This is a genomic window from Mycobacterium sp. IDUB_24 (assembly GCF_055419385.1).
The window spans coordinates 440,804-464,121 of the sequence record NZ_JBVAXO010000006.1 but is presented as its reverse complement, the minus strand read 5'-3'; the positions used below and the strand labels follow the sequence as shown (position 1 = coordinate 464,121).

The following is a 23,318-nucleotide window of genomic DNA, read 5'->3' as shown; positions in this document are numbered from 1 at the left end:
CAATCCCCGAATCAGATCCCCACCGAAAACCCGGTGCGTTCCCCCGTGCGGCGCGGTCATCGCCGTGGCCGCCAGCCTATCCAGTGACAGCGACAAACCCGATCAGAGCACCACTGGCTGTGGACAACCTGGGTCATGCTCACGACCCGTTTTGGCGATCCTCTGGCCTCCCGGTATTCTGATCAGGTTGTCGGGTCGAGCCCCGCCGTTTGCGGCGAGTGGGCCCAGGCCCCCCAAGTACTGATTTCGAGGAGTTGTTGATATGGCTGCCGTGTGCGATATCTGCGGAAAGGCGCCCGGCTTCGGCAAGTCGGTGTCGCACTCGCATCGGCGGACCAGCCGGCGCTGGGATCCGAACATCCAGTCGGTGCGTGCCGTGGCGCGTCCGGGTGGCAACAAGCAGCGCGTGAACGCCTGCACCTCCTGCATCAAGGCCGGCAAGGTCTCGCGCGGCTAGCTCGCGCGCCTGGTCGGTGCGCGACGTTTGTGTTTATCTGAGGACACGGCAGGGTATCTCCTGTCGTCATGACCTCATGTCGTGCATCACAGACACCGATCTATGCATTTGCGGCCGCAGTCGCGGTCGGTTTCGTGCTGTCCGCATGCGGCGGCACCAGTTCCGATGGCAACACCACCACCTCGGAGACTCCCTCGACAACGGACGCCCCGGTGACCTCGGAAGGTCCGGCGACCCACACCGAGACCACGGTCATCGAAACCCCGGTGTCGCCCGGACCCGCGTCGCCGCCGGCTGAGATGCCGGGTCCGACCGACGGCGGCGGGGACATGACTGTTCAGATTCCCTCGCCGGGTATCCCGTCACCTCCGCCGATTCCGGCGCCGCCCGCGATCCCCGCCCCGCCGGCGATTCCCATGCCCTGATCGCCTCAGGGCAGCCGCCATTCGATCGGGTCGGCGCCTTTCTGCTGCAGCAGCTCGTTGGCTCGGCTGAACGGGCGCGATCCGAAGAAACCCCGCGACGCCGACAACGGCGACGGGTGCGGTGATTCGATCGTCGCGCAGTCACCTTCGGCCAGCAGCGGTTTGAGCGTGGACGCGTCGCGGCCCCACAGGACTGCCACCATCGGCTGCTCGCGGCCGACGAGCGCCCGGATCGCGCACTCCGTCACCGCCTCCCAACCCTTACCGCGGTGCGAGGCAGGCGTTCCCGGCGACACCGTGAGCACCCTGTTGAGCAGCATCACGCCCTGTTGTGCCCACGGGGTGAGGTCACCGTTGGCCGGCTGCGGGTAGCCCAGATCCTGGGTGTACTCGCTGAAGATGTTCGACAGGCTGCGTGGCAGCGGACGGACGTCGGCGCCCACCGAGAAGCTGAGGCCGACCGCATGTCCCGGGGTCGGGTAGGGATCCTGACCCACGATCAGCACGCGCACCCGGTCGAAGGGGAAAGTGAAGGCGCGCAGCACATTCTGCCCCGAAGGCAGATAGCGTCGGCCGGCCGCGAGTTCCTCGCGGAGGAAGCCACCCATCTGCGCGACCTGCGTTTCCACGGGCTTGAGCGCGCGCGCCCAGCCGTCCTCGACCAGATCAGTCAGGGGGCGCGCCCCTGTTGAATCGCTCCTCGCTTCCGCAGTCACGGAAAACAAACCTAGCGTGCTCCCTCAGTCAAACGACTGCCATCCCGCATTTCCCGTCCACGTGGCGCCGTCGACGAGCACCGTTGCCGGGCTTTCGATCACCCGTCCGATGCTCCGCCAGCCGGGAGGTGGCGCGCCGGGGAATGTCGCGGCCAGCGCATGGTCCTCACCACCGCCCAAAACCCATGCCAGTGGGTCGGCGCCCACTGCCCTGGCAGCCTCGGCGACGGCCAGGCGATCGGCGTCCAATCGGCTGCTGTCGAGGTCGATACCAACTCCGGAGGCCGTCGCGATGTGGCCCAGGTCGGCGAGCAGGCCGTCGGAGACATCGGTCATGGCGGTGGCCCCGGCATCGGCTGCCCGGGCACCCTGCCCGTATGGCGGCTGTGGGGTCAGGTGCCGCTGCCGCAGGTCCTGGAACCCGACGGGCCCTTCGACTCCGTGCTCCCACAAGGCATATCCGGCTGCCGATCGTCCCAACTCGCCTACCACGGCGACGGTGTCGCCGGCGCGGGCACCGCTGCGGCGCACCGGTTCCCGTCCGTCGAGGTTACCGAGAACCGTGACCGATATCACCCACAGCGGGGCGCTGACCAGATCTCCACCGGCGATGCTGGCGCCCAACCGACGCGCCTCGTCCCACAACCCGTCGGACACCTCGGTGGCGGCCGCGACGGAGGTGTCGGGCGGTGCACCGAACGCCACCACGAATGCGGTGGCCCGCCCGCCCATCGCCTCGATATCGGCGGCGTTCTGGGCGATGGCCTTGCGTCCGATGTCGTGCGGTGTCGACCAGTCCAGCCGAAAATGCCGGTCCTGCACCAGCATGTCGGTGGAGACCACGGTGCGCCCGTCGGAAGCCGTCACCACAGCCGCGTCGTCGCCCGGACCCAGCGTCACGGCCTCGGCTTGCGCGCGTCCGGACACCAGCCGGTCGATGACGACGAATTCCCCGGCGGCCGCCAGAGTGTCGCCCTCGTCGTCACCGGGATCGTCGCCGATCGTCTCGCCGGTCATGTCGCCTCCTACCGGTCGGCTGTCGCGTCGGGAGAACCCGGACCCGACCTGCGGTACGTTTGGTGCCTGCGGCCAGCAGTTTATGCAGCGAGACGGAGGAGACAGCCGGTGGTGGACGCTTACGTGCTGATCCAGACCGAGGTGGGCCGCGCCGAGGTCGTCGCCAAACAGCTCGCCGGACTGCCTGGGGTGGTCTCCGCCGAATACGTGACCGGGCCCTATGACGTGGTCTTGCGTCTCAGCGCCGACACGTTGGCCGCGCTGCAGTCCGATGTCGTGCCCGCGGTGCAGCAGGTACCCGGAATCACCCGGACGCTGACCTGCCCGATCGCCAACGCCGGCCGGCCATAGAGTTGGTGGTGTGACCGACTCGCACGCCTCCGACGGACCGCCCCGCACCCTGCTGATCGCGGCGCTCGTCGTTGCGGTCTCGGTGCTGATCACGGTCCTCGGTATCGCGGCGTCCCGGCAGCGCTCACCCGAGCAGCAACCCGTCGCCATTCCGTCGATACCTGCACCGCAGGCCGACAGCCAGCAGTGCCAGGACCTCCTGAACGCGCTGCCACAGCAGCTCGGCGATTTTCGGCGTGCCCCGACGGTGGATCCGACCCCGCCGGGCACCGCGGCCTGGCGTGCCGAGCCCGACACCGAGCCGGTGGTTCTGCGCTGCGGACTGGAGCGCCCCACTGATTTCGTCGTCGGCACCCCGCTACAGGTGGTCGACGAGATCCAGTGGTTCCGGGTGGGTGACCCAGGCGCGCCGGGCCCGGGCAGCGAGGCCGATGATCAGGGCCGCAGCACCTGGTACGCGGTCGACCGCCCGGTATACATCGCCCTGACACTTCCCGCCGGGTCCGGGCCGACACCCATTCAACAGATCTCGGGTCAGATCGCCCGCACCATGCCCGCCCAGGAGCCCGCGCCGGCTCCGGCGCGCTGAGGTCAGCGGAGACCGGTACCGCGCGCCAGCGCCGTCTCGACCATCGCGGTCAGCAATGTCGGGTAGTCGACGCCGCTGGCCGCCCACATCCGCGGGTACATCGAGATGGTGGTGAACCCCGGCATCGTGTTGATCTCGTTGATCACCGGGCCGTCGTCGGTCAGGAAGAAGTCGACGCGGGCCAACCCCTGGCAGTCGATCGCGGTGAAGGCCCGCACGGCCAACCGCCGGACCTCCTCGGAGACGTCGTCGTCGACCTTGGCAGGTACATCCAATTCGGCTGCGTCGACAAGGTATTTGGTGGCGAAGTCGTAGAAGCCGTCCTCGCGCCCGCGCACGCCGGCCACCCGGATCTCGCCCACGGTGCTGGCTTCGATCTTGCCGTCGGGGAATTCGAGTACTCCGCATTCCAGTTCGCGCCCCGGGATCGCAGCCTCGACGATGACCTTCGGATCGTGACGGCGCGCGAGTTCGATCGCCGCGGGCAGCTCATCCCACGCCGCGACCCGGCTGACGCCGATCGACGAGCCACCCCGGGCCGGTTTGACGAACACCGGCAGGCCGAGCCGTTCGCGGTCCTCGAGATCCAGAGTGGGCTGGTTGGGACGCAGCACCACGAAGTCGCCGATCGGCAGGCACTCGGCGACGAGCAGCTTCTTGGTGAACTCCTTGTCCATGCCCGCAGCGCTCGACAGCACACCGGAGCCCACGTACGGGATCCCGGCCAACTCGAGGAGGCCCTGGATGGTGCCGTCCTCGCCGTAGGGGCCGTGCAGTACCGGGAAGACCACGTCGACGGCGGCCAAAAGCTCACCGGGACCGTTGCTCAGCGCCAACAGCTGGCCGCTGCGGTTCGGGGCGGCAGGCAGCGCGAGCTCGGTCCCCGACGTCTCGGTCACCTCGGGCAACCGGCCGTCGGTGATCGCGAGCGTCTCCGGACTTCCGTCGGTCAACATCCACGAACCGTCGGGGGTGATTCCGACGGCGACGACCTCGAATCGCTCCGGATCGAGGTTGCGCAGGATGCTGCCTGCCGATACGCAGGAAATTGCGTGCTCAGAGCTACGCCCGCCGTAGACGACGGCGACGCGGGTGCGGGATCCGGTCTGATTGCGGGCTGTCACAACCTAGAGAGGTTACCGTCCCGGTCCGTCCGCGCCTTCCGGCGCATCCCGACCTGGGCTTTCACCGCTGCAGTGCCTGCTCCACGTCGGCGAGCAGGTCCTCGGTGTCTTCGATCCCGGCCGAGATGCGGGCGAAACCGGCCGGTACGGGGTCGCCCCAGCGGGCCCGGCGATCGACCGAGGTGTGGATCCCGCCGAAGCTGGTCGAGGCGATGAGCAGCGCGCTGCGCTCCACCAGGGCATGCACCGCGGCGGCATCGGCCAGCTCTATCGAAACCAGCCCGCCGAAACGCTTCATCTGGGTGGCCGCCAGCTCGTGTGCCGGATCTTCGGGCAGCCCGGGGTAGCGCACCGAGCGCACCGCCGGATGGCTGCGCAGCAGCATCGCCAGGGCTGCGGCGTTCTGGCACTGCCGTTCGAAGCGCAGTCCGGCACTGCCGAGACTGCGCAGCACCAGCCAGGCCTCGAACGCGCCCAGGATGGGTCCGGCCAGCAGCCGGTCTCGCTCCACCGCCGCCATCAGCTCGGGCTGGCTGCCGGCCACGTAGCCGGCCACCAGATCGCTGTGCCCCGACAGTGATTTCGTGGCACTGGCCACCACGAGGTCGGCGCCGAGCGACAGCGGTTGCTGGCCCAGCGGCGTGGCGGTGGTGTTATCGACGACGAGCGTGGCGCCGCGACCGCGGCAGGTCATCGCCAGCCGGTGCAGATCGACGACGTCGAGCCCCGGATTGGCCGGCGTCTCGGCGAGCACCGCGTCAGCTTCCGCGGAGGCCTCACAGATGTCGGCAACAGTCGCCTCGATCACCGTAATACCCTGCGGTGCAAGATATTCGACCGCGTATTGACGGACCTGATAGTAGCCGTCGGCGGGGACCACAAGTGTGGATCCCGGTTTGGCCAGCACCCGCAGAGCCGAGGTGATCGCGGCCATGCCCGATCCGAATGTGAGCGCGGCGGCCGCCCCTTCGAGTTCAGCGAGCGCCGATTCCAGTTGTCGCCATGACGGATTGGAGCTGCGCCCGTAGCTGTCCAGCGGCTCAGCTTCGTCTGGCGAGAGGTGGAATGTCGACGCCGGCACCGGCATCGGTGCCACCGGCTGTCCCGGAATCGATTCCAGACCAACAGCTTTGACGCTTCGAGTGGAATCCCCGTACAAACCGTCCATACCCGTTTTTCCTCCTCGCCCCGGAGGATCCCTACTCCGGTTTGGTGCTGCGACCCAAAAGCCCTGAGACTGCCTCGTGAACCGACAATCCCTTGTGACACACCCGATGAACGGCGTCGGTGAGCGGCATCTCGACACCGTAACTGGAGGCCAGCGCCAGCACTGATTCGCACGAGGCGACGCCCTCGGCCACATGTCCGCCCGCCGCGGTCAGCGCCGATTCCATGGTGCCTCCCTTGCCCAGCCGCACACCGAAGGTGCGGTTACGGGAGCGCTCCGAGGTACACGTGGCCACGAGATCTCCGACACCGGCCAGCCCGGCCAGCGTGGCGGGGGTGGCGCCCAGCGCAATACCGAGCCGCATGACCTCCGCCAGCCCGCGGGTGATGATGGCGGCCACGGTGTTCTCCCCCAGCCCGACTCCCACTGCCATGCCACAGGCCAGCGCGATGACGTTCTTGCACGCCCCGCCGACTTCGGCGCCCACCACGTCGGCGTTCGTATAAGGCCGGAAGTATCCGGTGGCCAAGGCCCGCTGCAGAGTGACCGCGCGTCCGGAGTCGCTGCAGGCGACGACAGTGGCCGCCGGCTGCTCGTCGGCGATCTCGCTGGCCAGGTTCGGTCCCGTCACCACCGCGACCCGGGACGGATCCACACCGGTCACCTGGACGATGACCTGGCTCATCCGCATGAGCGAGCCGAGTTCGATTCCCTTGGCCAGACTGACCAATGTCACGTCGTCACCGATCAGGTGCTTCCACCCGGCCAGGTTCGCCCGAAGCTGCTGAGCCGGAACACCGAGCAGCACCGTGCAGGCACCGGCCAGCGCCTCGCCCGGATCCGAGGTGGCCCGGATCGTCGACGGCAGGACGACGTCCCCGAGATAGCGGCTGTTGCGATGCTCGGTGTTGATCTCGTCGGCGACCTCTGGACGCCGGGCCCACATCGTCACCGGATTTCCCGCGTCCGCCAGCACCTTGGCCAGCGCCGTCCCCCACGCACCGGCACCCATCACCGCAGCCTCTACCACCCGTTCACCCTATCCCGGCGGCTGTGTCACGCGCCGACGCCGGCCGGGCTGGCAGGATGAACCCATGAGCGGCTCCCGAAGCGGCAACGCCGCAGCCACGCCGGCTGCTGACGTCACCCTCGTGATCGCGGTGAAACGGCTGTCAGCCGCCAAAACCCGGCTGGCGCCCATCTTCTCCGCGGCCACCCGCGAGGCTGTGGTGCTGGCCATGCTGGTCGATACCGTCACCGCCGCGTCGTCCATCGCCCCCGTCACCGTCGTCACTCCCGACGAGACCGCGGCGGAGGCCGCCCGGCAACTCGGCGCCAGGGTGTTGATGGACCCGACACCACCCGGTCATCGTGACCCACTCAACAACGCCATCACCGCGGCCGAGGCCGAGCTTCGCTCCGCTGCGCCGAATATCGTTGTACTCCAAGGAGATCTACCTGCCCTGCAGCCCCAGGAGCTGGCCGAGGCCCTGGCCCTGGCCCGCGGTTACCAACGCAGTTTCGTCGGCGACCGGCACGGCACCGGAACCGCGGCGCTCTTCGCGTTCGGCACTGCCCTGGCTCCGCACTTCGGATCCGATTCGGCTGCGCGCCATCGCCACTCCGGCGCGATCGAACTCACCGGGGCCTGGCCCGGCCTGCGCTGCGATATCGACACCCCCGACGATTTGCAGGCGGCCCGGCGTCTCGGCGTCGGCACCGCAACTGCACGCACCCTCGGCAGGCACGCCACCAGGTAGCCGAGGACCCGCGGGATAGGGAATGATCGGACGGATGAGCGAAGCCACCGAAGCCGAGCCAGGTACCCGATCGGACCACTCCCGACGGGACGCCGCGGCAGCCGTATCGGGGCCGTCCGACGAGTCATCGGCACCTGAAGCGCCACCGGCTGCCACCTCACCCGCAGTGGACGACGCACTGCCCGAGGACCGATACCTCAACCGCGAGCTGAGCTGGCTGGATTTCAATTCGCGGGTCCTGGCTCTGGCGGCCGACACCTCGTTGCCATTACTCGAGCGGGCGAAGTTCCTGGCAATCTTCGCCTCGAACCTCGACGAGTTCTACATGGTCCGGGTGGCCGGCCTCAAACGCCGCGACGAGATGGGACTTTCGGTGCGCTCGGCCGACGGCCTGTCCCCACGCGAACAGTTGCGTCGCATCAACGAACGCACCCAGCAGATCGCGAGCCGTCACGCCAGCGTGTTCTTCAGCTCCGTCCGCCCGGCCCTGGCCGAAGAGGGCATCGTCATCGTCAACTGGGCCCAGCTCGACGAGTCCGAACGCGCGAAGCTCTCCACCTACTTCCACGAACAGGTATTCCCCGTCCTCACGCCGCTGGCGGTGGATCCGGCGCACCCGTTCCCGTTCGTCAGCGGGCTGAGCCTGAACCTGGCCGTCACCGTCAAGCACCCCGAGGACGGCGGTCAGCACTTCGCCAGGATCAAGGTGCCCGACAACGTCGGCCGCTTCGTCGAACTCAGCGCGCCCGCCGACGGCTCGACGGTGGTGCGGTTCCTGCCGATGGAGGAACTGATCGCGGCGTTCTTACCGGTGTTGTTCCCCGGTCTGGAGATCGTCGAGCACCACGCATTCCGGATCACCCGCAACGCCGACTTCGAGGTCGAAGAGGATCGCGACGAGGACCTGCTGCAGGCACTGGAACGCGAACTGGCCCGCAGGCGGTTCGGCTCGCCGGTCCGGCTGGAAGTGTCCGACGACATGACCGAGAGCATGCTCGAACTGCTGCTCCGGGAACTGGATGTGTACCCCGGTGACGTCATCGAGGTACCGGGGCTGCTGGATCTCTCCGCGCTGTGGCAGATCTATGGCGTGGATCGTCCCGCCCTCAAGGACCGGCCGTTCGTGCCCGCCACCCCACCGGCTTTCGGTGAACGGGAGACGCCGAAGAGCATTTTCTCCACACTGCGCGACGGGGATGTGCTGGTGCACCATCCCTATGACTCGTTCTCCACCACCGTTCAGCGCTTCATCGAGCAGGCCGCCGCCGATCCGAACGTGCTGGCGATCAAGCAGACGCTGTACCGCACCTCCGGTGACTCCCCCATCATCAACGCCCTGATCGACGCCGCCGAGGCAGGCAAGCAGGTGGTCGCGCTCGTCGAGATCAAGGCTCGCTTCGACGAGCAGGCCAACATCAAGTGGGCCAGAGCACTCGAACAGGCCGGGGTGCATGTGGTCTACGGGTTGATCGGACTCAAGACGCACTGCAAAACCTGCCTCGTGGTGCGACGCGAAGGATCGACGATCCGGCGCTACTGCCACATCGGTACCGGCAACTACAACCCGAAAACCGCACGCCTGTATGAAGACGTGGGGTTGCTCACGGCCGATCCCGACATCGGCGCCGACCTCACCGACTTGTTCAATTCCCTGACCGGGTATTCCCGTAAGGACTCCTACCGCAATCTGCTGGTGGCGCCGCGCGGGGTGCGCAAGGGCATCATCGAGCGCATCGACCGGGAGATCGCCGCCCATCATGAGGGAGCCAAGACCGGTATCCGGGTGAAGGCCAACGCACTGGTCGACGAGCAGGTGATCGATGCGCTCTACCGGGCCTCACAAGCTGGAGTTCCGGTCGAGATCGTGGTGCGGGGTATCTGCGCCCTACGTCCCGGTGTCCCCGGATACTCCGACAACGTCACGGTGCGCTCGATCCTCGGACGCTTCCTCGAGCACTCGCGCATTATTCACTTCCGCGCCATCAACGAGTTCTGGATCGGCAGTGCCGACATGATGCATCGTAATCTCGACCGCCGTGTCGAAGTGATGGCTCAGGTCAAGGATCCGAGGCTGACCGCCCAACTCAACGATGTGTTCGAGTCCGCGATGGATCCGGCCACCCGGTGCTGGGAGTTACGACACGATGGTCACTGGACGGCCCTGCCCCAGGCGGGACAGACAGTCCGCGACCACCAGGTGTCGCTGATGGAACGCCACCGGCACCCCTGACCCCCGCCCGGACCCGGGGCCGCTCGGACCGGGCCGGTGAATGACCTGCAGGAGTTTAGGTGTCCAACGACAGCACGAAAGCAGCGCAGCCGGGTAGCAGGCTCGTGCCCGCGGCGGGCGCCGTGTTGTGGCGCGGCGGCGAGGACGCCGCAGGTGGAGCGGTGACCGAGGTGGCTGTGATCCACCGTCCGCGATACGACGATTGGTCCCTGCCCAAGGGCAAGGTCGAGTTGAACGAAACCGATCCGGTGGCCGCGGTACGCGAAGTTCACGAAGAGACCGGTTACACCGCACAACTCGGCCGCCGGCTCGGTTCGATCTCGTATGACATTCCGCAGGGCACCAAACGGGTCTGGTATTGGGCAGCCCGCGCCACTGGAGGAGACTTCACCCCCAATGACGAGGTGGACAAGCTCATCTGGCTGCCGGTGGACGCGGCAATGAACCAGCTGGACTACCCGCAAGATCGAAAAGTGTTGCGCCGCTTCGGGAAACACGCGCCCGACACCGACACGCTGCTGATCGTGCGACACGGTACGGCCGGACGGCGGTCCCGTTTCAAGGGCGACGACCGCAAACGTCCGTTGGACAAGAAGGGCCGGGCACAGGCCGAAGCTCTGGTCGGCCAACTACTGGCATTCGGTGCCACAACGCTTTACGCGGCCGATCGGTTGCGCTGCCATCAGACCCTCGAGCCCCTCGCACAGGAACTCGGGGTGGACATTCACAACGAGCCGGAGTTGACCGAGGAGGCATACCGCTCCGACCACAAGGCCGGTCGCAGCCGTGTCCTGGAACTCGCCGCCCGGGCGGGGACCCCGGTGATCTGCACCCAGGGCAAGGTGATTCCCGATCTCATCTCGTGGTGGTGCTCGCGGTCACAGGTGCGCCCGCAGACCACCGGAAATCGCAAGGGCAGCACCTGGGTGCTGTCGATGACCGACGGCCGACTGATCGCCGCTGACCATCTCGGCAGTCCCCTGCCCACCGGCGGCTGAACACACACGAGAAAAGGCACGTCGTGAGCTGACCTACCGCCCACGACGTGCCTTTACCGTAATTACTTGCGGCCCTTCTTGGCCGGCGCCTTCTTGGCAGCCACCTTCTTGGCGGGCGCCTTGGTCGCGGCCTTCTTGGCCGGAGCCTTGGTCGCCGCCTTCTTGGCGGGAGCCTTCTTGACAGCCGCCTTCTTGGCGGGCGCCTTGGTCGCGGCCTTCTTGGCCGGAGCCTTGGTCGCCGCCTTCTTGGCGGGAGCCTTCTTGACAGCCGCCTTCTTGGCGGGCGCCTTGGTCGCGGCCTTCTTGGCCGGAGCCGCCTTCTTGACAGCCGCCTTCTTGGCCGGCGCCTTCTTGGCGACGGTCTTCTTTGCGGCGGTCCGCTTGGCCGGGCCCGCGGTGACGCCGCGCTTGACGGCCGGACCGTCAGCCGGGAGGCGCTGCGCCCCAGCGACAACCGCCTTGAACTGAGCGCCCGGACGGAATGCCGGCACCGAGGTGGGCTTGACCTTCACCGTCTCGCCGGTGCGCGGGTTACGTGCCACACGGGCAGCGCGACGGCGCTGCTCGAAAACACCGAAGCCGGTGATCGTGACGCTTTCGCCCTTGTGCACCGCGCGGACGATGGTGTCCACAACGTTCTCCACCGCGGCGGTAGCCTGCCGACGATCGGTGCCCAGTTTGGTTGTGAGTACGTCGATGAGCTCCGCTTTGTTCATCCAAAACCTCCGAAACCAGTGGTCCTCCTTGGACCGACTAGAGGACACGGTAAACCCTGTGACCACTGATTTCCAAGAGCCACGCGCAATTTCAGGCGTAGCTAGCGAACAATCCGGCAATCCGCTTGCCCCACTTGGACTCCGCTCGGTCGGGTCCAGAACCGGTTTGGCAGGCGGCGATTTCGGGCGCCGAAGCGCCCGTACAGGGCCCCCGATCAGGCCGGCAGAGTATGCGGCTTCCAGGTCGGACGGCGCTTCTCGTAATCCTCGATCGAAGAGAGTTTCCGCAGCGTAAGGCCTATATCGTCGAGTCCCTCGAGCAGCCGCCAGGCCGTGTAGTCGTCAATTCTGAACGGCAACACAACCGTTCCGGCGACGACATTTCGATCTTGAAGATTCACAGTGATTTCCAGGCCCGGATTCTGCTCGATGAGCTTCCATAAGAGCTCGACATCGTCTTGGGCGACTTCGGCGGCCAATAGCCCGGCCTTACCGGCGTTGCCGCGGAAAATATCGGCGAATCGGGATGAGATAACCACCCGGAAGCCATAGTCCATGAGCGCCCAGACGGCATGTTCGCGTGACGATCCGGTGCCGAAATCTGGTCCCGCGACCAACACCGAGCCTTTGTCGAATGGCGGGAGATTCAGAATGAATGACGGGTCTGTGCGCCAGGCGGCGAATAATCCGTCTTCGAAACCTGTTCGGGTTACCCGCTTCAAATAGACCGCGGGGATGATCTGGTCGGTGTCGACATTGGACCGCCGCAGCGGGACGCCGATACCGGTATGAGTGCTAAAAGCCTCCATCAGGCTTCTCCTTCTGGTTTTCTTAGCGGGTCGCGGCGGGCAGATCGGCAGGGGACGCCAGCTTTCCGCGTACGGCGGTGGCTGCGGCGACAGCCGGCGAGACGAGGTGCGTACGGCCCCCCTTACCCTGTCGGCCTTCGAAATTCCGGTTTGAAGTCGAGGCGCAGCGCTGGCCAGGGGACAGTTGATCAGGGTTCATGCCCAGACACATCGAGCAGCCCGCCTGACGCCATTCCGCGCCCGCGGCAGTGAATATCCCGTCGAGACCTTCCGATTCGGCCTGGGCCCGGACCCGCATCGAACCCGGTACCACCAGCATCCGCACTCCGTCGGCGACCTTGCGATCGCGCAGCACGTCGGCGACCACTCGCAGATCCTCGATCCGGCCGTTGGTGCAGGACCCGACGAAGACGGTGTCCACGGCGATATCGCGCATGGCCATCCCGGGCCGAAGATCCATGTAGGCCAAAGCCTTCTCCGCCGACTGACGCTCTCCGTCGTCGCCGATCAACTCCGGATCGGGAACCGACGCGGACAGCGGAACGCCCTGGCCCGGGTTGGTTCCCCACGTCACGAACGGGCTCAACGTGGCGGCATCCAAGTAGACCTCGGTGTCGAATTCGGCACCCTCGTCGGTACGCAACTGGCTCCATGCGGCCAGAGCAGCGTCCCAGTCGGCCCCCTGGGGCGCGTTCGGGCGGCCCTTGAGGAATTCGAAGGTGGTCTCGTCAGGGGCGACCATGCCGGCCCGGGCCCCGGCCTCGATGCTCATGTTGCAGATCGTCATCCGGCCTTCCATGGACAGCGCCTCGATGGCACTGCCCCGGTATTCGATGACGTGCCCCTGGCCGCCGCCGGTGCCGATCTTGGCGATCACGGCCAGGATGATGTCCTTGGCGCTCACCCCGGGCGGCAGTACGCCGTCCACGTTGACCGCCATGGTCTTGAACGGCTTGAGCGCCAGTGTCTGCGTGGCCATCACGTGCTCGACCTCGGAGGTGCCGATGCCCATGGCGATGGCGCCGAACGCACCGTGGGTCGAGGTGTGGCTGTCCCCACACACGACGGTCATGCCCGGCTGCGTCAGCCCCAGCTGCGGTCCGATGATGTGCACGATGCCCTGTTCGGCATCCCCCATCGAATGCAGCCGGATGCCGAATTCCTCGCAGTTGCGCCGCAATGTCTCGACCTGGGTGCGCGAAACCGGGTCCGCGATCGGCTTGTCGATGTCGACCGTGGGCACGTTGTGGTCCTCGGTGGCGATCGTCAGGTCGGGACGTCGCACCGGCCGGCCCGCCAATCGCAGGCCGTCGAATGCCTGCGGGCTGGTGACCTCGTGGACAAGATGCAGGTCGATGTAGATCAGGTCGGGCTCTTGGGCCGCGCCCTCTCCCTGACCGCGCGCCACGACGTGGTCGTCCCAAACCTTTTCGGCCAGGGTGCGCGGCTTCACTGATATCTGTGTCGATTGGTCCATCGCTACTTCTCGATTCGATTAACGGCAACGCGGGCTTGCATCAAGAGTCCGCCAGGGCTGGGAGTTACTGTCGCCATCTCGCCTGTCATCTCACAATGCGAGACGCTAGTATCTCTCTGTGAGAAATGATAGCGGCATCGGCGTTCTCGACAAAGCCGTGGGTGTGCTGCACACCGTGGCCGAGTCACCTTGCGGGCTGGCCGAACTCTGCGAACGGACCGGGCTGCCGCGGGCGACCGCGCACCGGCTGGCCGCCGGGCTCGAAACCCACCGGCTGCTGACCCGTGACGGCGACGGACGCTGGCGACTCGGCCCGGCACTGACCGAATTGGCCTCCCACGTCAACGATCCGCTCCTGGCGGCCGGGGCCGCGGTACTGCCTCGCCTCCGCGAAATAACGGGCGAGAGCGTGCAGCTGTACCGGCGCGAGGGGCAATCGCGCGTCTGCGTAGTGGCATTGGAGCCCCCGGCCGGGCTTCGCGACACCGTGCCGGTGGGCACCCACCTACCGATGACCGCCGGCTCGGGAGCCAAAGTTCTACTCGCCTACGCCGACCCGGCCACCCAACAGTCCGTGCTGCCGGCGGCCAAGTTCACCGACCGCACGCTGGCCGAGGTCCGCAAGCGTGGCTGGGCACAGAGCGCCGCCGAGCGTGAGCCCGGAGTGGCCAGCGTCTCGGCGCCCGTCCGCGACGGCCGGGGCGCGGTGATCGCCGCGGTGTCGGTGTCCGGACCGATCGACCGCATGGGCCGTCGGCCGGGGGCCCGCTGGGCTGCCGATCTTCTCGCCGCAGCCGACGCGCTGACCCGCCGACTGTGAGGCGAATCTCAATATTCTCGTGACGCCTCGGCGTGGCCGGGCCGAGCTTTGTCACGACGGCGCGGCCGTCGGGGGCCGACGCTACTCCAGCGTGATGTTCGACACCCGGAGCCACTCTGGCGTGACAAAGCGGTTGCGGACACCAAGCCCGCACAACGCAAAAGCACCCAGTTCGTGAGAACTGGGTGCTCTTACTTGTTGTACCCCCGATGGGATTCGAACCCACGCTACCGCCGTGAGAGGGCGGCGTCCTAGGCCGCTAGACGACGGGGGCTAGAACTTCCGGATGGTCAGCATAGCTCAGGCGATCTCGCTGACCTAATCCGCTAGTTGGCTGGGGTACCAGGACTCGAACCTAGAATGGCGGTACCAGAAACCGCTGTGTTGCCAATTACACCATACCCCATTAATTGCCCATCACCGCAGGTCACAGGCAATTTCGATCCGATCGGCTCAGCGGGGGCTTCCCCGTTTTGCTTTTCGGGCCGACGAGCAGACTACCAAAGATCTCGGACGGTTTTTCACACCCTGCCCCGGGCGGCCCGCAACCGCTGAAGGCTGCGGTCGGCGCCCAGCAGTTCCATCGACTCGAACAGCGGCGGGCTGATCGTCGCACCGGTGACAGCGACGCGGATCGGTCCGAACGCCTTACGGGGCTTCAGCTCCAGGCCCTCCAGGAGCGCCGCCTTGAGCGCAGCCTCGATGTTGGCGGTGTTCCACTCAGAGACCCCCTCCAAGGCGCTCAGCGCGGCGTCCAGGACCGGTGCGGCTTCCTCGCGGAGTTCTTTGGCGGCGGACTTCTCGTCGATCTCGTAGGAGCCGTCGTCCAAGAACTTCAGGAGGCCCCACGCATCGCCGAGTACGACGATGCGGGTCTGGATCAGTGCGGCCGCTTCGGCGAATGCGGTGTCGTCCAAACCGGTGTCGTGACCGTGGGCGTCGAGATATGCGCGCAGCCGTGCGGTGAAATCTTCGGGCGTCAGCTGCCGGATGTGCTCGGCGTTGATCGCGTCGGCCTTCTTCTGGTCGAACCGCGCCGGGTTGGAGTTGACGTCGGCCACATCGAATGCGGCCACCATCTCGTCGAGGCTGAACACGTCGTGATCGTCGGCGATCCCCCAGCCAAGCAGCGCCAGATAGTTCAGCAGGCCCTCCGGCAGGAAGCCTCGGTCGCGGTGCAGGAACAGGTTCGACTGCGGATCGCGCTTGGACAGCTTCTTGTTGCCCTCACCGAGAACACTTGGCAAATGGGCGAACTGAGGCACCTGCTCGGCCACACCGATCCGCATCAGGGCCTGGTAGAGCGCGATCTGGCGCGGCGTCGAGGGCATGATGTCCTCGCCACGGAGCACGTGGGTGATCTTCATCAGCGCGTCGTCGACCGGGTTGACCAAGGTGTACAACGGATCTCCGTTGGCACGAGTGATCGCGAAATCCGGCACCGACCCCGCCGGAAAACTCACCGGCCCGCGCACCAGATCGGTCCAGCCGAGGTCCTCGTCGGGCATGCGCAAGCGCAGGACGGGCTTGCGGCCCTCGTCGGCAAAGGCCTTGCGCTGCTCGTCGGTGAGGTCGCGGTCGTAATTGTCGTACCCGAGTTTGGGATTGCGCCCGGCCGCCAGATGGCGCGCCTCGACCTCCTCTGGCGTCGAATACGCCTCGTAGACCTCGCCGGCATCGAGCAGACGGGCGATCACGTCACGGTAGATCTCGCTGCGCTGCGACTGTCGGTACGGCTCGTACGGGCCGCCGGCGTCGGGGCCCTCATCCCAGTCCAGGCCCAGCCACCGCAGTGCGTCGAGGATCGCGGCGTAGCTCTCGTCGCTGTCGCGAGCAGCGTCGGTGTCCTCGATACGGAACACGAACGTCCCGCCGGTATGCCGGGCGTAGGCCCAGTTGAACAGAGCCGTGCGCACCAACCCGACGTGCGGGGTGCCGGTCGGCGACGGGCAGAACCGCACCCTGACCGGATCAGAGGGAGATGTCATCACTTACCTCTACTTCTGCTTGCGTACAACGGGATTGGTGAGAGTGCCGATGCCTTCGACGGTGACACTGACGGTGTCCCCGTCTTCGATCGGACCGACTCCCTCTGGCGTTCCGGTCAGGATCAGGTCGCCCGGCAGCAGCGTCATCACGGCCGAGACCCACTCGACGATGGCACCGATGTCGTGGATCATCAGCGAGGTTCGGCTGCGTTGGCGCACTTTCCCGTTCACCTCGGTGCGGATCTCCAGATCGGACGGATCGAGGTCCTTGACGATCCACGGGCCCACGGGGCAGAAGGTGTCGTGCCCCTTGGCCCGCATCCACTGGCCGTCCTTGGCCTGCTGGTCGCGCGCCGAGATGTCGTTGGCAATGGTGTAGCCCAGGATGTTCTCGGCAGCGCGCGCGGCGGGCACGTCCTTGCAGGGCCGCCCGATGACGATCGCCAGCTCACCCTCGTGGTGAACGGGATGGGCGTCGGCCGGCAGCTGAATCGGCACGCCTGGCCCGACGATCGCGGTGTTGGGTTTGAGGAAGATCACCGGATCCTCCGGAGCCACCCCACCCATCTCCTGGGCGTGGGCCTCATAGTTCTTCCCCATACAGATGACCTTGCTGGCCAGGATGGGTGCGAGCAGCCGGACGTCGGCCAGCGGCCAGCTCCGTCCGGTGAAGTTCGGGTTGCCGAACGGATGCTCGGCGATCTCTTTGCAGACGGCATCGGCACCGTCGCCTTCGACACTGACGAAAGCGACGCCGTCGGGACTGGCGATTCGACCTAAGCGCATTTTGACCAGGGTAGTGCTCGGCGTCGGCCGCAACGCCTCCAGTCGGACTTCGTCAACGCCCGTCGAACACCGCGGCGAGGAACGGTGTCGAATCCGGAACCGAGGCCATCACAGTCCCGGAGTGATCCTCGTCGGGATAGACCTTGAGTGTGACGTCCTGCCCGTTGGCGCGTAGCTGGTCGGCAAGCTGTTGCGACATGTTGGGCGGGACATCGCGGTCCAGCAGCCCGACGCCGAGGAAGATCGGCCGGTCGTAGCCACTGGTCGGCGTGCCCAGGTAGGTGTCGAGCGCTTCGGTCAGCCCGGGCAGCGTGGCCAGCGGCGCGCGGAAGTACGCGGTCGGCGTCATACCGGTGAGATGCTGGTCGAGTTGCGGCTTGCACAGCATCTCCGCCCTGGCGACCGCGTCGAGCCCAGCCGGGGTGAGCACGCTGTCGATGTCGAGATCAGGCCGAGCCTCCCGCAACCCGGCAAGGATGTACCCGGTGTAGCTGTTGACCGCGGGCCCGGCGTTCGGCGGCAGAACCATGTCCGGCCCGGCCTGCTGGACGACGCCCTCGACATTGAAGGGTGTCCCGGTCGCCACCACGCCGCGGTAGTCCAGACCGGTACCTCGGCTGAATTCGGTGGCCCGGCGGGCGCTGTTGATCGCAGCCCCGCCGCCCTGCGACTGGCCCACGATGGCCCACTTGTTCGACAACGGCAGATCCATGTGGTGCATGGCGATCACCGAATCGACGACGCTGTGCGCGGTGGCGACGCTGTTGAGGTAACTCATCAGGCCGGGAGTGCCCAACCCGGCATAGTCCGAGCCGACAACGGCATAGCCCTGGTCGAGCCAGTGCGTCAGATATTCATCGTCCCGGGCACTGCGCGGTTGTGCCGAGGGAGCGCAATCGTCGCCGAGTCCCACGGTGCCGTGTGCCCACGCGATCGTCGGCCAGCCACCCTCGGGCGCCTGGCCGTGCGGAATGAACACCGCCGCGGTGCTGACTGCCGGTGAATCATGTTGATCGACAGTTGAATAGAGGATGCGGTAGGCGCTCTCCGCACCCGGCACGGACAACGCCTGATCCAGTGGGACCGTCTCGATCAGGCTGCCGGGCGCGGGAATCGGAGCGTCGTAGTGGCGGACATCCAGGCCCGACCAGTCCGGGACCGCCGCCACCGCGGTCGGCGCTGTCAGAAGTCCACACGTCAACAGGGCGGTAGCCGCAAACCACATCTTCACCGCCACAGCGTATTGCAGGTTTAGCGCGTCTCATATAATGAGACGCAAGTTCAATATTTTGAGACAGCATGAAACGATGCACCCATGTCTGTTTCGTCGATCAGCACGTTCCGCCGGTGGTCGATGTTGGCGATTGCACTGAGTGCCACCACCTGCGCCAACGTGTTCATCAACGGCGCGGCGTTCCTCATTCCGACCCTGCACGCCGAGCGCGGTCTGGATCTGGCCAAAGCGGGTCTGCTGTCGTCGATGCCGAGCTTCGGGCTCGTGGTCACCCTGATCGCGTGGGGCTACGTCGTCGACCGGGTGGGCGAGCGGATCGTGTTGACGGTGGGCTCGGCACTGACCGCGGCTGCGGCGTTCGGCGCGGCCGCTGCACATTCCCTGGTGATGGTCGGGGTGTTTCTGCTGTTGGGCGGAATGGCTGCGGCCAGCAGTAATTCGGCAAGCGGACGGGTCGTGGTGGGTTGGTTCCCCCCCGAACAGCGGGGCCTGGCCATGGGAATCCGCCAGACGGCAACACCTCTGGGAGTTGGACTGGGAGCGTTGGTCATTCCGCGCCTCGCCGAATCCCACGGTGTGGCAACCGCATTGTTGTTCCCGGCGATCGTTTGCGTGCTGGCGTCGGTGATCTGCGCTGTGGGCGTACTGGATCCGCCACGCCCGCCCCGGCACGAGGCGCCGGCCGAGCACCTGGCCAACCCGTACCGCGGCTCAAACGTGTTGTGGCGCATCCACGCCGTCTCGGTACTGCTGGTGGTGCCCCAGGGCCTGGTCTGGACGTTCACTCTGGTGTGGCTGATGAGCGATCGGGGCTGGTCTGCGGCGTCGGCCGGCACGCTGGTGACAGTCGCTCAATTGCTGGGCGCGGCAGGCCGGATCGCCGCGGGCCGCTGGTCCGATGTGGTCGGGCAGCGGCTGCGCCCGATTCGCACCATCGCGTTGGCGGCCGCGGCGACGATGGGCCTGCTGGCGCTCACCGATTGGCTGGGCTCCCCGATCAGTGTCGCCCTGATCGTGATCGCCTCGGTGATCACGGTGTCCGACAACGGTTTGGCATTCACGGCGATCGCCGAGATCGCCGGCCCGTTCTGGAGCGGACGCGCACTGGGTACCCAGAACACCAGCCAGCACCTGGCCACCGCCAGCTCGGCGCCGTTGTTCGGTGCGCTGATCGGGGTGGCGGGCTTCCCGGCGGCTTTCGCGGTGTGTGCGTTGTTGCCGTTGTTGGCGGTCCCCCTCGTCCCAGCTGATCCTGTGAACGCCGAGCCATAAGCTCGCGGCGCCTGCGCGAACCGGACCAGGCGGTCTACTGCACTTCGCTCATATCCCCCGTCCCCGGGGTGCCTTCGGCCAGCCCGTAACGCAGGTACACGATGCCGTTGGGACTGGCGACCGGCGGTTCCAGCATGGTGATGTTCGTGGGCACCGCGCCTCCGTCGAACACCTTCTTCCCGGCGCCCAGCATGATCGGATGTATCCAGAGGTCGAGTCGGTCGAAGAGCTTCTCGCGCAGCAGCGTCTGCACCAGGTTCAGGCTTCCGACGACCTTCACATGCTCGTGCTTGTCGCGGATCTCGCGCACTGCAGCGGCCAGATCCGGGCCGAGCTGTGTGGAGCCGGACCACGAGAGATCGGGCTTGCCGCGGGAGGCCACGTATTTCGGGATGCTGTTGAAAAGCGTTCCGAATTCGTCGTCCTGCTGCGGCCAGTGCGCGGCGAAGATGTCGTACGTGCGGCGTCCGAGCAGAAGGGCATCGGTGCCCTCGTAAGCGGTGCCGACCTGTGCGCCGGAAACATCGTCGATCAGCGGGGCCTGCCAGCCGCCGAACGAGAACCCCTCGGGATCCTCGTCAGGGCCACCCGGCGCCTGCGCGACGAGGTCCAGGGTTGCGAACATTTCGATCTCGATGAGTCCCATGCCCATACAGACCCGTGGGCGTCGGCAGACTCATCGCGGCCCTGTGCTGGGCAAGCGACTAGCAGTTCGTCGACTCTGCGGTGAGGGCGCAAAAGTGCGAGAGATGCACGCCCTCAGCGCAGAGTCGACGGCAAAGAACTACAGCAGCGAAAGGATCCGCTCGCCGACCTCGCTGGTCGAGAGCTTCGCATCGCCACGGGTGGCCAGGTGCTCGCTGACGGCCTTGTCGACCCGCGCCGCCGCGTCGGTTTCGCCGATATGGGTCAGCAGCAGCGCCACGCTCATCACCGCGGCGGTCGGATCGGCGATCCCCTGCCCGGCGATGTCGGGTGCGCTTCCGTGCACGGGCTCGAACATCGACGGGTTGGTGCCCGTCGCATCGATATTGCCCGAGGCGGCCAGGCCGATTCCGCCGGAGACCGCGGCGGCCAGGTCGGTGATGATGTCGCCGAACAGGTTGTCGGTGACGATCACGTCGAACCGGCCGGGGTCGGTGACCATGTGGATGGTGGCGGCATCGATGTGCTGGTAAGCAGTTTCGACATCCGGGTAGTCCGCACCGATCTCGTCGACGGTGCGCTTCCACAGCGAGCCGGCAAACGCCAGCACGTTGTTCTTGTGCACCAGGGTGAGGTGTTTACGCCGTGCGCGGGCTTTCTCGAACGCATAACGCACCACTCGCTCCACACCGAACCGGGTGTTGGTGGACACCTCGGTGGCGACCTCATGCGGGGTGCCCACCCGGATCGCGCCACCGGTGCCGGTATAGGGACCTTCGGTGCCCTCACGCACCACCACGAAGTCGATCTCCGGGTTGCCGGCAAGCGGGCTGGAAACCCCGCCGAACAACTTCGACGGCCGCAGGTTCACGTGGTGGTCCAACGCGAACCGCATGTTGAGCAGCAGCCCACGTTCGAGCACACCACTCGGTACAGAAGGATCGCCGATGGCGCCCAACAGGATCGCGTCGTAGCCCTTGAGCTCCTCGACGAATCCCTCCGGCAGGGTCTCCCCCGTCGCGTGGTACCGACGCGCGCCCAGGTCGTATTCCGTCCGGTCCACGCCGGGCAGTACCGCGTCGAGCACCTTGAGTGCCTCGGCGATGACCTCCGGGCCGATGCCGTCACCGGCGATTACAGCGAGTTTCATGACAGGTCCACCACTTCCAGCGTCGTGGCGTCAACCGCGGCCGAGATTGCGGAGCGCACATCCTCGGGCACATCGGTGTCCAGACGCAGCATCACGATGGCGCTGTCACCGTCGACGTCCTGGCTCAGCTGCGCAGCCAGGATGTTGACGTTGGCCCCACCCAGCAGGGTGCCGATCTTGCCCAGGGCGCCCGGCTGATCGTTGTAGTTGACGACGAGGTTGTAACCCTCGGCGCGAAGGTCGAAGTTGCGTCCGTTGATCTGGACGATCTTTTCGACCAGCTGCGGCCCGGACAGAGTGCCGGCCACATTCAGCGAGCTGCCGTCGGCGTGTACGACGCGGACGTCGACCACGCTGCGGTGGTTGGGGCTCTCGGTGGCGGTGCTGATCTCGGAGGCCACGCCACGGTCGGCGGCCAGCGTCGGCGCGTTGACGAACGTCACCTGCTCGTCGACCACCGCGGAGAACAATCCGCGCAGCGCTGACAGCTTCAGGATCTCGACGTCCTCGGAAGCCAGCTCGCCGCGCGCCTGGACGGTCAGCGACACCGGAGCCGCATCGGACAGGGCACCGGCCAGCAGGCCCAGTTTGCGTACCAGGTCCAGCCAGGGCGCCACTTCCTCGCCGACGGCCCCGCCGCCCACGTTGACCGCGTCCGGCACGAATTCGCCCGCCAACGCCAGCTTCACGCTGGCGGCCACATCGGTACCGGCCCGGTCCTGCGCCTCAGCGGTCGAGGCTCCCAGGTGCGGGGTCACGACCACCTGGGGCAGCTCGAACAGCGGGCTGTCGGTGCACGGTTCGGTGGAGAAGACGTCCAGGCCGGCGGCCCGCACATGGCCGCTGTTGATCGCATCGGCCAGGGCCTGCTCGTCGATCAGGCCACCGCGGGCGGCGTTGACGATGATGACGCCCGGCTTGGTCTTGGCCAGGTTCTCCTTGCCCAGCAGGCCGGCGGTCTCCTTGGTCTTGGGCAGGTGCACCGAGATGAAGTCGGCGCGGCCGAGCAGCTCGTCGAGCGGCAGCAACTCAATGCCGAGTTGAGCGGCGCGGGCCTGCGAGACGTAGGGGTCGTACGCCACGATGTGCGCCCCGAAGGCGGCCAGGCGCTGGGCGACCAGCTGCCCGATGCGGCCCAGGCCGACGACGCCGACGGTCTTGTCGAAGATCTCGACACCCGAGAATGACGACCGCTTCCACGTGTGTTCGCGCAGGGTCGCGTCGGCTGCGGGGATCTGGCGGGCCGTGGAAAGCAGCAGGGCCAGAGCGTGCTCAGCGGCGCTGTGGATGTTGGAGGTCGGCGCGTTGACCACGAGCACCCCGCGGGCCGTCGCTGCGTCGACGTCGACGTTGTCCAGGCCGACGCCGGCGCGGGCGACGATCTTGAGTTTGGGTGCCGCGGCGATGACCTCGGCGTCCACCGTGGTGGCGGAACGCACCAGAAGCGCGTCGGCTTCGGGTACGGCAGCGAGCAGCTTCTCGCGGTCCGGACCGTCGACCCACCTGACCTCTACCTGGTCACCGAGGGCGGCGACGGTCGATTCCGCGAGCTTGTCGGCAATCAAAACAACGGGGAGACTCACGCG

The 23,318-nt window shown here is 66.8% G+C and carries 23 protein-coding genes and 2 tRNA genes; 9 read left to right on the top strand and 16 right to left on the bottom strand.

What is annotated here, in order from left to right:
- The first annotated feature begins 262 nt into the window (after positions 1–262).
- Both rpmB and ACZYZF_RS22570 read left to right on the top strand, forming a co-directional pair.
- A complete protein-coding gene (gene rpmB, locus ACZYZF_RS22575; protein WP_003881125.1) occupies positions 263–457 on the top strand; it encodes a 50S ribosomal protein L28 in 195 nt (64 codons plus the stop codon).
- A 68-nt stretch (positions 458–525) separates the two neighbouring features.
- Positions 526–882: a hypothetical protein gene (locus ACZYZF_RS22570; protein WP_463744213.1), complete on the top strand. Its 357-nt coding sequence runs from the start codon at positions 526–528 to the stop codon at positions 880–882.
- A 5-nt stretch (positions 883–887) separates the two neighbouring features.
- Here the strand turns inward: ACZYZF_RS22570 and ACZYZF_RS22565 are convergent, their stop codons facing one another.
- Entirely contained in the window at positions 888–1,598 is a 711-nt protein-coding gene (locus ACZYZF_RS22565; protein ID WP_463744214.1) for a uracil-DNA glycosylase, read from the bottom strand.
- Between the two features lie 24 nt (positions 1,599–1,622).
- Positions 1,623–2,615, bottom strand: coding sequence for a thiamine-phosphate kinase (locus ACZYZF_RS22560; RefSeq protein WP_463836859.1), 993 nt, complete (start codon positions 2,613–2,615; stop codon positions 1,623–1,625).
- A gap of 108 nt (positions 2,616–2,723) precedes the next feature.
- Between ACZYZF_RS22560 and ACZYZF_RS22555 the strand changes: the two genes are divergently transcribed.
- Together ACZYZF_RS22555 and ACZYZF_RS22550 are read left to right on the top strand one after the other, a co-directional pair.
- Positions 2,724–2,966 carry an Lrp/AsnC ligand binding domain-containing protein gene (locus ACZYZF_RS22555; protein WP_463744216.1) on the top strand — a complete coding sequence of 81 codons (243 nt, stop codon included), beginning with the start codon at positions 2,724–2,726 and terminating at the stop codon, positions 2,964–2,966.
- A 10-nt stretch (positions 2,967–2,976) separates the two neighbouring features.
- Positions 2,977–3,555: a DUF3515 domain-containing protein gene (locus tag ACZYZF_RS22550; protein WP_463744217.1), complete on the top strand. Its 579-nt coding sequence runs from the start codon at positions 2,977–2,979 to the stop codon at positions 3,553–3,555.
- A 2-nt stretch (positions 3,556–3,557) separates the two neighbouring features.
- On the opposite strand, the gene ACZYZF_RS22545 is transcribed toward ACZYZF_RS22550, so the two are convergent.
- From ACZYZF_RS22545 to ACZYZF_RS22535, 3 genes are all read right to left on the bottom strand, one after another.
- The gene (locus ACZYZF_RS22545; protein ID WP_463744218.1) at positions 3,558–4,679 is read right to left on the bottom strand and encodes a D-alanine--D-alanine ligase family protein; all 1,122 of its coding nucleotides are present in this window, start codon (positions 4,677–4,679) and stop codon (positions 3,558–3,560) included.
- Between the two features lie 61 nt (positions 4,680–4,740).
- Complete coding sequence (locus ACZYZF_RS22540) at positions 4,741–5,847, bottom strand: cystathionine gamma-lyase (RefSeq protein WP_463744219.1); 1,107 nt, start codon at positions 5,845–5,847, stop codon at positions 4,741–4,743.
- Positions 5,848–5,878: 31 nt separating this feature from the next.
- The gene (locus ACZYZF_RS22535) at positions 5,879–6,859 is read right to left on the bottom strand and encodes an NAD(P)H-dependent glycerol-3-phosphate dehydrogenase (protein WP_463745244.1); all 981 of its coding nucleotides are present in this window, start codon (positions 6,857–6,859) and stop codon (positions 5,879–5,881) included.
- An 82-nt stretch (positions 6,860–6,941) separates the two neighbouring features.
- Between ACZYZF_RS22535 and cofC the strand changes: the two genes are divergently transcribed.
- Genes cofC through mutT1 form a run of 3 tightly spaced genes read left to right on the top strand, consistent with a single transcriptional unit; the run spans position 6,942 to position 10,835 of the window.
- Complete coding sequence (gene cofC / locus ACZYZF_RS22530) at positions 6,942–7,607, top strand: 2-phospho-L-lactate guanylyltransferase (RefSeq protein ID WP_463744220.1); 666 nt, start codon at positions 6,942–6,944, stop codon at positions 7,605–7,607.
- Between the two features lie 34 nt (positions 7,608–7,641).
- Positions 7,642–9,837 (top strand): RNA degradosome polyphosphate kinase, encoded by a 2,196-nt coding sequence (locus ACZYZF_RS22525; protein ID WP_463744221.1) that lies wholly within the window; start codon positions 7,642–7,644, stop codon positions 9,835–9,837.
- Positions 9,838–9,896: 59 nt separating this feature from the next.
- Positions 9,897–10,835, top strand: a complete 939-nt coding sequence (gene mutT1 / locus ACZYZF_RS22520) for an 8-oxo-(d)GTP phosphatase MutT1 (protein ID WP_463744222.1) — start codon at positions 9,897–9,899, stop codon at positions 10,833–10,835.
- A 62-nt stretch (positions 10,836–10,897) separates the two neighbouring features.
- On the opposite strand, the gene ACZYZF_RS22515 is transcribed toward mutT1, so the two are convergent.
- From ACZYZF_RS22515 to leuC, 3 genes are all read right to left on the bottom strand, one after another.
- A complete protein-coding gene (locus tag ACZYZF_RS22515; protein ID WP_463836858.1) occupies positions 10,898–11,551 on the bottom strand; it encodes an HU family DNA-binding protein in 654 nt (217 codons plus the stop codon).
- A gap of 215 nt (positions 11,552–11,766) precedes the next feature.
- On the bottom strand, positions 11,767–12,360 hold the full coding sequence (gene leuD / locus ACZYZF_RS22510) for a 3-isopropylmalate dehydratase small subunit (RefSeq protein WP_463744224.1): 594 nt from the start codon (positions 12,358–12,360) through the stop codon (positions 11,767–11,769).
- A 22-nt stretch (positions 12,361–12,382) separates the two neighbouring features.
- Positions 12,383–13,837 carry a 3-isopropylmalate dehydratase large subunit gene (leuC, locus tag ACZYZF_RS22505; protein WP_463744225.1) on the bottom strand — a complete coding sequence of 485 codons (1,455 nt, stop codon included), beginning with the start codon at positions 13,835–13,837 and terminating at the stop codon, positions 12,383–12,385.
- A 118-nt stretch (positions 13,838–13,955) separates the two neighbouring features.
- Here leuC and ACZYZF_RS22500 point away from each other — a divergent pair, with 118 nt between their 5' ends.
- Positions 13,956–14,657, top strand: a complete 702-nt coding sequence (locus tag ACZYZF_RS22500) for an IclR family transcriptional regulator (RefSeq protein ID WP_463744226.1) — start codon at positions 13,956–13,958, stop codon at positions 14,655–14,657.
- A gap of 201 nt (positions 14,658–14,858) precedes the next feature.
- On the opposite strand, the gene ACZYZF_RS22495 is transcribed toward ACZYZF_RS22500, so the two are convergent.
- The 5 genes from ACZYZF_RS22495 to ACZYZF_RS22475 all read right to left on the bottom strand — a co-directional run bounded on the left by ACZYZF_RS22495 (position 14,859) and on the right by ACZYZF_RS22475 (position 18,656).
- Positions 14,859–14,931: transfer RNA gene (locus tag ACZYZF_RS22495), tRNA-Glu, on the bottom strand.
- Between the two features lie 57 nt (positions 14,932–14,988).
- Positions 14,989–15,063: transfer RNA gene (locus tag ACZYZF_RS22490), tRNA-Gln, on the bottom strand.
- Between the two features lie 115 nt (positions 15,064–15,178).
- Positions 15,179–16,645 carry a glutamate--tRNA ligase gene (gltX, locus tag ACZYZF_RS22485; RefSeq protein ID WP_463744227.1) on the bottom strand — a complete coding sequence of 489 codons (1,467 nt, stop codon included), beginning with the start codon at positions 16,643–16,645 and terminating at the stop codon, positions 15,179–15,181.
- A gap of 9 nt (positions 16,646–16,654) precedes the next feature.
- Complete coding sequence (locus ACZYZF_RS22480) at positions 16,655–17,431, bottom strand: fumarylacetoacetate hydrolase family protein (protein ID WP_463836857.1); 777 nt, start codon at positions 17,429–17,431, stop codon at positions 16,655–16,657.
- Positions 17,432–17,483: 52 nt separating this feature from the next.
- Positions 17,484–18,656, bottom strand: a complete 1,173-nt coding sequence (locus tag ACZYZF_RS22475) for an alpha/beta hydrolase family protein (RefSeq protein ID WP_463836882.1) — start codon at positions 18,654–18,656, stop codon at positions 17,484–17,486.
- A gap of 90 nt (positions 18,657–18,746) precedes the next feature.
- Between ACZYZF_RS22475 and ACZYZF_RS22470 the strand changes: the two genes are divergently transcribed.
- A complete protein-coding gene (locus tag ACZYZF_RS22470) occupies positions 18,747–19,937 on the top strand; it encodes an MFS transporter (protein WP_463836856.1) in 1,191 nt (396 codons plus the stop codon).
- Between the two features lie 34 nt (positions 19,938–19,971).
- Here ACZYZF_RS22470 and ACZYZF_RS22465 read toward each other — a convergent pair whose 3' ends face one another.
- The 3 genes from ACZYZF_RS22465 to serA form a co-directional block, all read right to left on the bottom strand.
- A complete protein-coding gene (locus tag ACZYZF_RS22465) occupies positions 19,972–20,583 on the bottom strand; it encodes a dihydrofolate reductase family protein (RefSeq protein WP_463744230.1) in 612 nt (203 codons plus the stop codon).
- Positions 20,584–20,721: 138 nt separating this feature from the next.
- Complete coding sequence (locus ACZYZF_RS22460; RefSeq protein WP_463744231.1) at positions 20,722–21,732, bottom strand: 3-isopropylmalate dehydrogenase; 1,011 nt, start codon at positions 21,730–21,732, stop codon at positions 20,722–20,724.
- A complete protein-coding gene (gene serA / locus ACZYZF_RS22455) occupies positions 21,729–23,315 on the bottom strand; it encodes a phosphoglycerate dehydrogenase (protein ID WP_463744232.1) in 1,587 nt (528 codons plus the stop codon). The genes ACZYZF_RS22460 and serA overlap by 4 nt, the downstream gene beginning before the upstream one ends.
- Positions 23,316–23,318 lie beyond the last annotated feature (3 nt).

Excerpts from the sequence above, each read along its gene's own strand:
- rpmB (WP_003881125.1), top strand. The coding sequence starts at position 263 with ATGGCTGCCGTGTGCGATATCTGCGGAAAGGCGCCCGGCTTCGGCAAG.
- ACZYZF_RS22570 (WP_463744213.1), top strand. The coding sequence starts at position 526 with ATGACCTCATGTCGTGCATCACAGACACCGATCTATGCATTTGCGGCC.
- ACZYZF_RS22560 (WP_463836859.1), bottom strand. The coding sequence starts at position 2,615 with ATGACCGGCGAGACGATCGGCGACGATCCCGGTGACGACGAGGGCGAC.
- ACZYZF_RS22540 (WP_463744219.1), bottom strand. The coding sequence starts at position 5,847 with ATGGACGGTTTGTACGGGGATTCCACTCGAAGCGTCAAAGCTGTTGGT.
- ACZYZF_RS22535 (WP_463745244.1), bottom strand. The coding sequence starts at position 6,859 with ATGGGTGCCGGTGCGTGGGGGACGGCGCTGGCCAAGGTGCTGGCGGAC.
- cofC (WP_463744220.1), top strand. The coding sequence starts at position 6,942 with ATGAGCGGCTCCCGAAGCGGCAACGCCGCAGCCACGCCGGCTGCTGAC.
- ACZYZF_RS22525 (WP_463744221.1), top strand. The coding sequence starts at position 7,642 with ATGAGCGAAGCCACCGAAGCCGAGCCAGGTACCCGATCGGACCACTCC.
- ACZYZF_RS22515 (WP_463836858.1), bottom strand. The coding sequence starts at position 11,551 with ATGAACAAAGCGGAGCTCATCGACGTACTCACAACCAAACTGGGCACC.
- leuD (WP_463744224.1), bottom strand. The coding sequence starts at position 12,360 with ATGGAGGCTTTTAGCACTCATACCGGTATCGGCGTCCCGCTGCGGCGG.
- leuC (WP_463744225.1), bottom strand. The coding sequence starts at position 13,837 with ATGGACCAATCGACACAGATATCAGTGAAGCCGCGCACCCTGGCCGAA.
- gltX (WP_463744227.1), bottom strand. The coding sequence starts at position 16,645 with ATGACATCTCCCTCTGATCCGGTCAGGGTGCGGTTCTGCCCGTCGCCG.
- ACZYZF_RS22480 (WP_463836857.1), bottom strand. The coding sequence starts at position 17,431 with ATGCGCTTAGGTCGAATCGCCAGTCCCGACGGCGTCGCTTTCGTCAGT.
- ACZYZF_RS22475 (WP_463836882.1), bottom strand. The coding sequence starts at position 18,656 with ATGTGGTTTGCGGCTACCGCCCTGTTGACGTGTGGACTTCTGACAGCG.
- ACZYZF_RS22470 (WP_463836856.1), top strand. The coding sequence starts at position 18,747 with ATGTCTGTTTCGTCGATCAGCACGTTCCGCCGGTGGTCGATGTTGGCG.
- ACZYZF_RS22465 (WP_463744230.1), bottom strand. The coding sequence starts at position 20,583 with ATGGGACTCATCGAGATCGAAATGTTCGCAACCCTGGACCTCGTCGCG.
- ACZYZF_RS22460 (WP_463744231.1), bottom strand. The coding sequence starts at position 21,732 with ATGAAACTCGCTGTAATCGCCGGTGACGGCATCGGCCCGGAGGTCATC.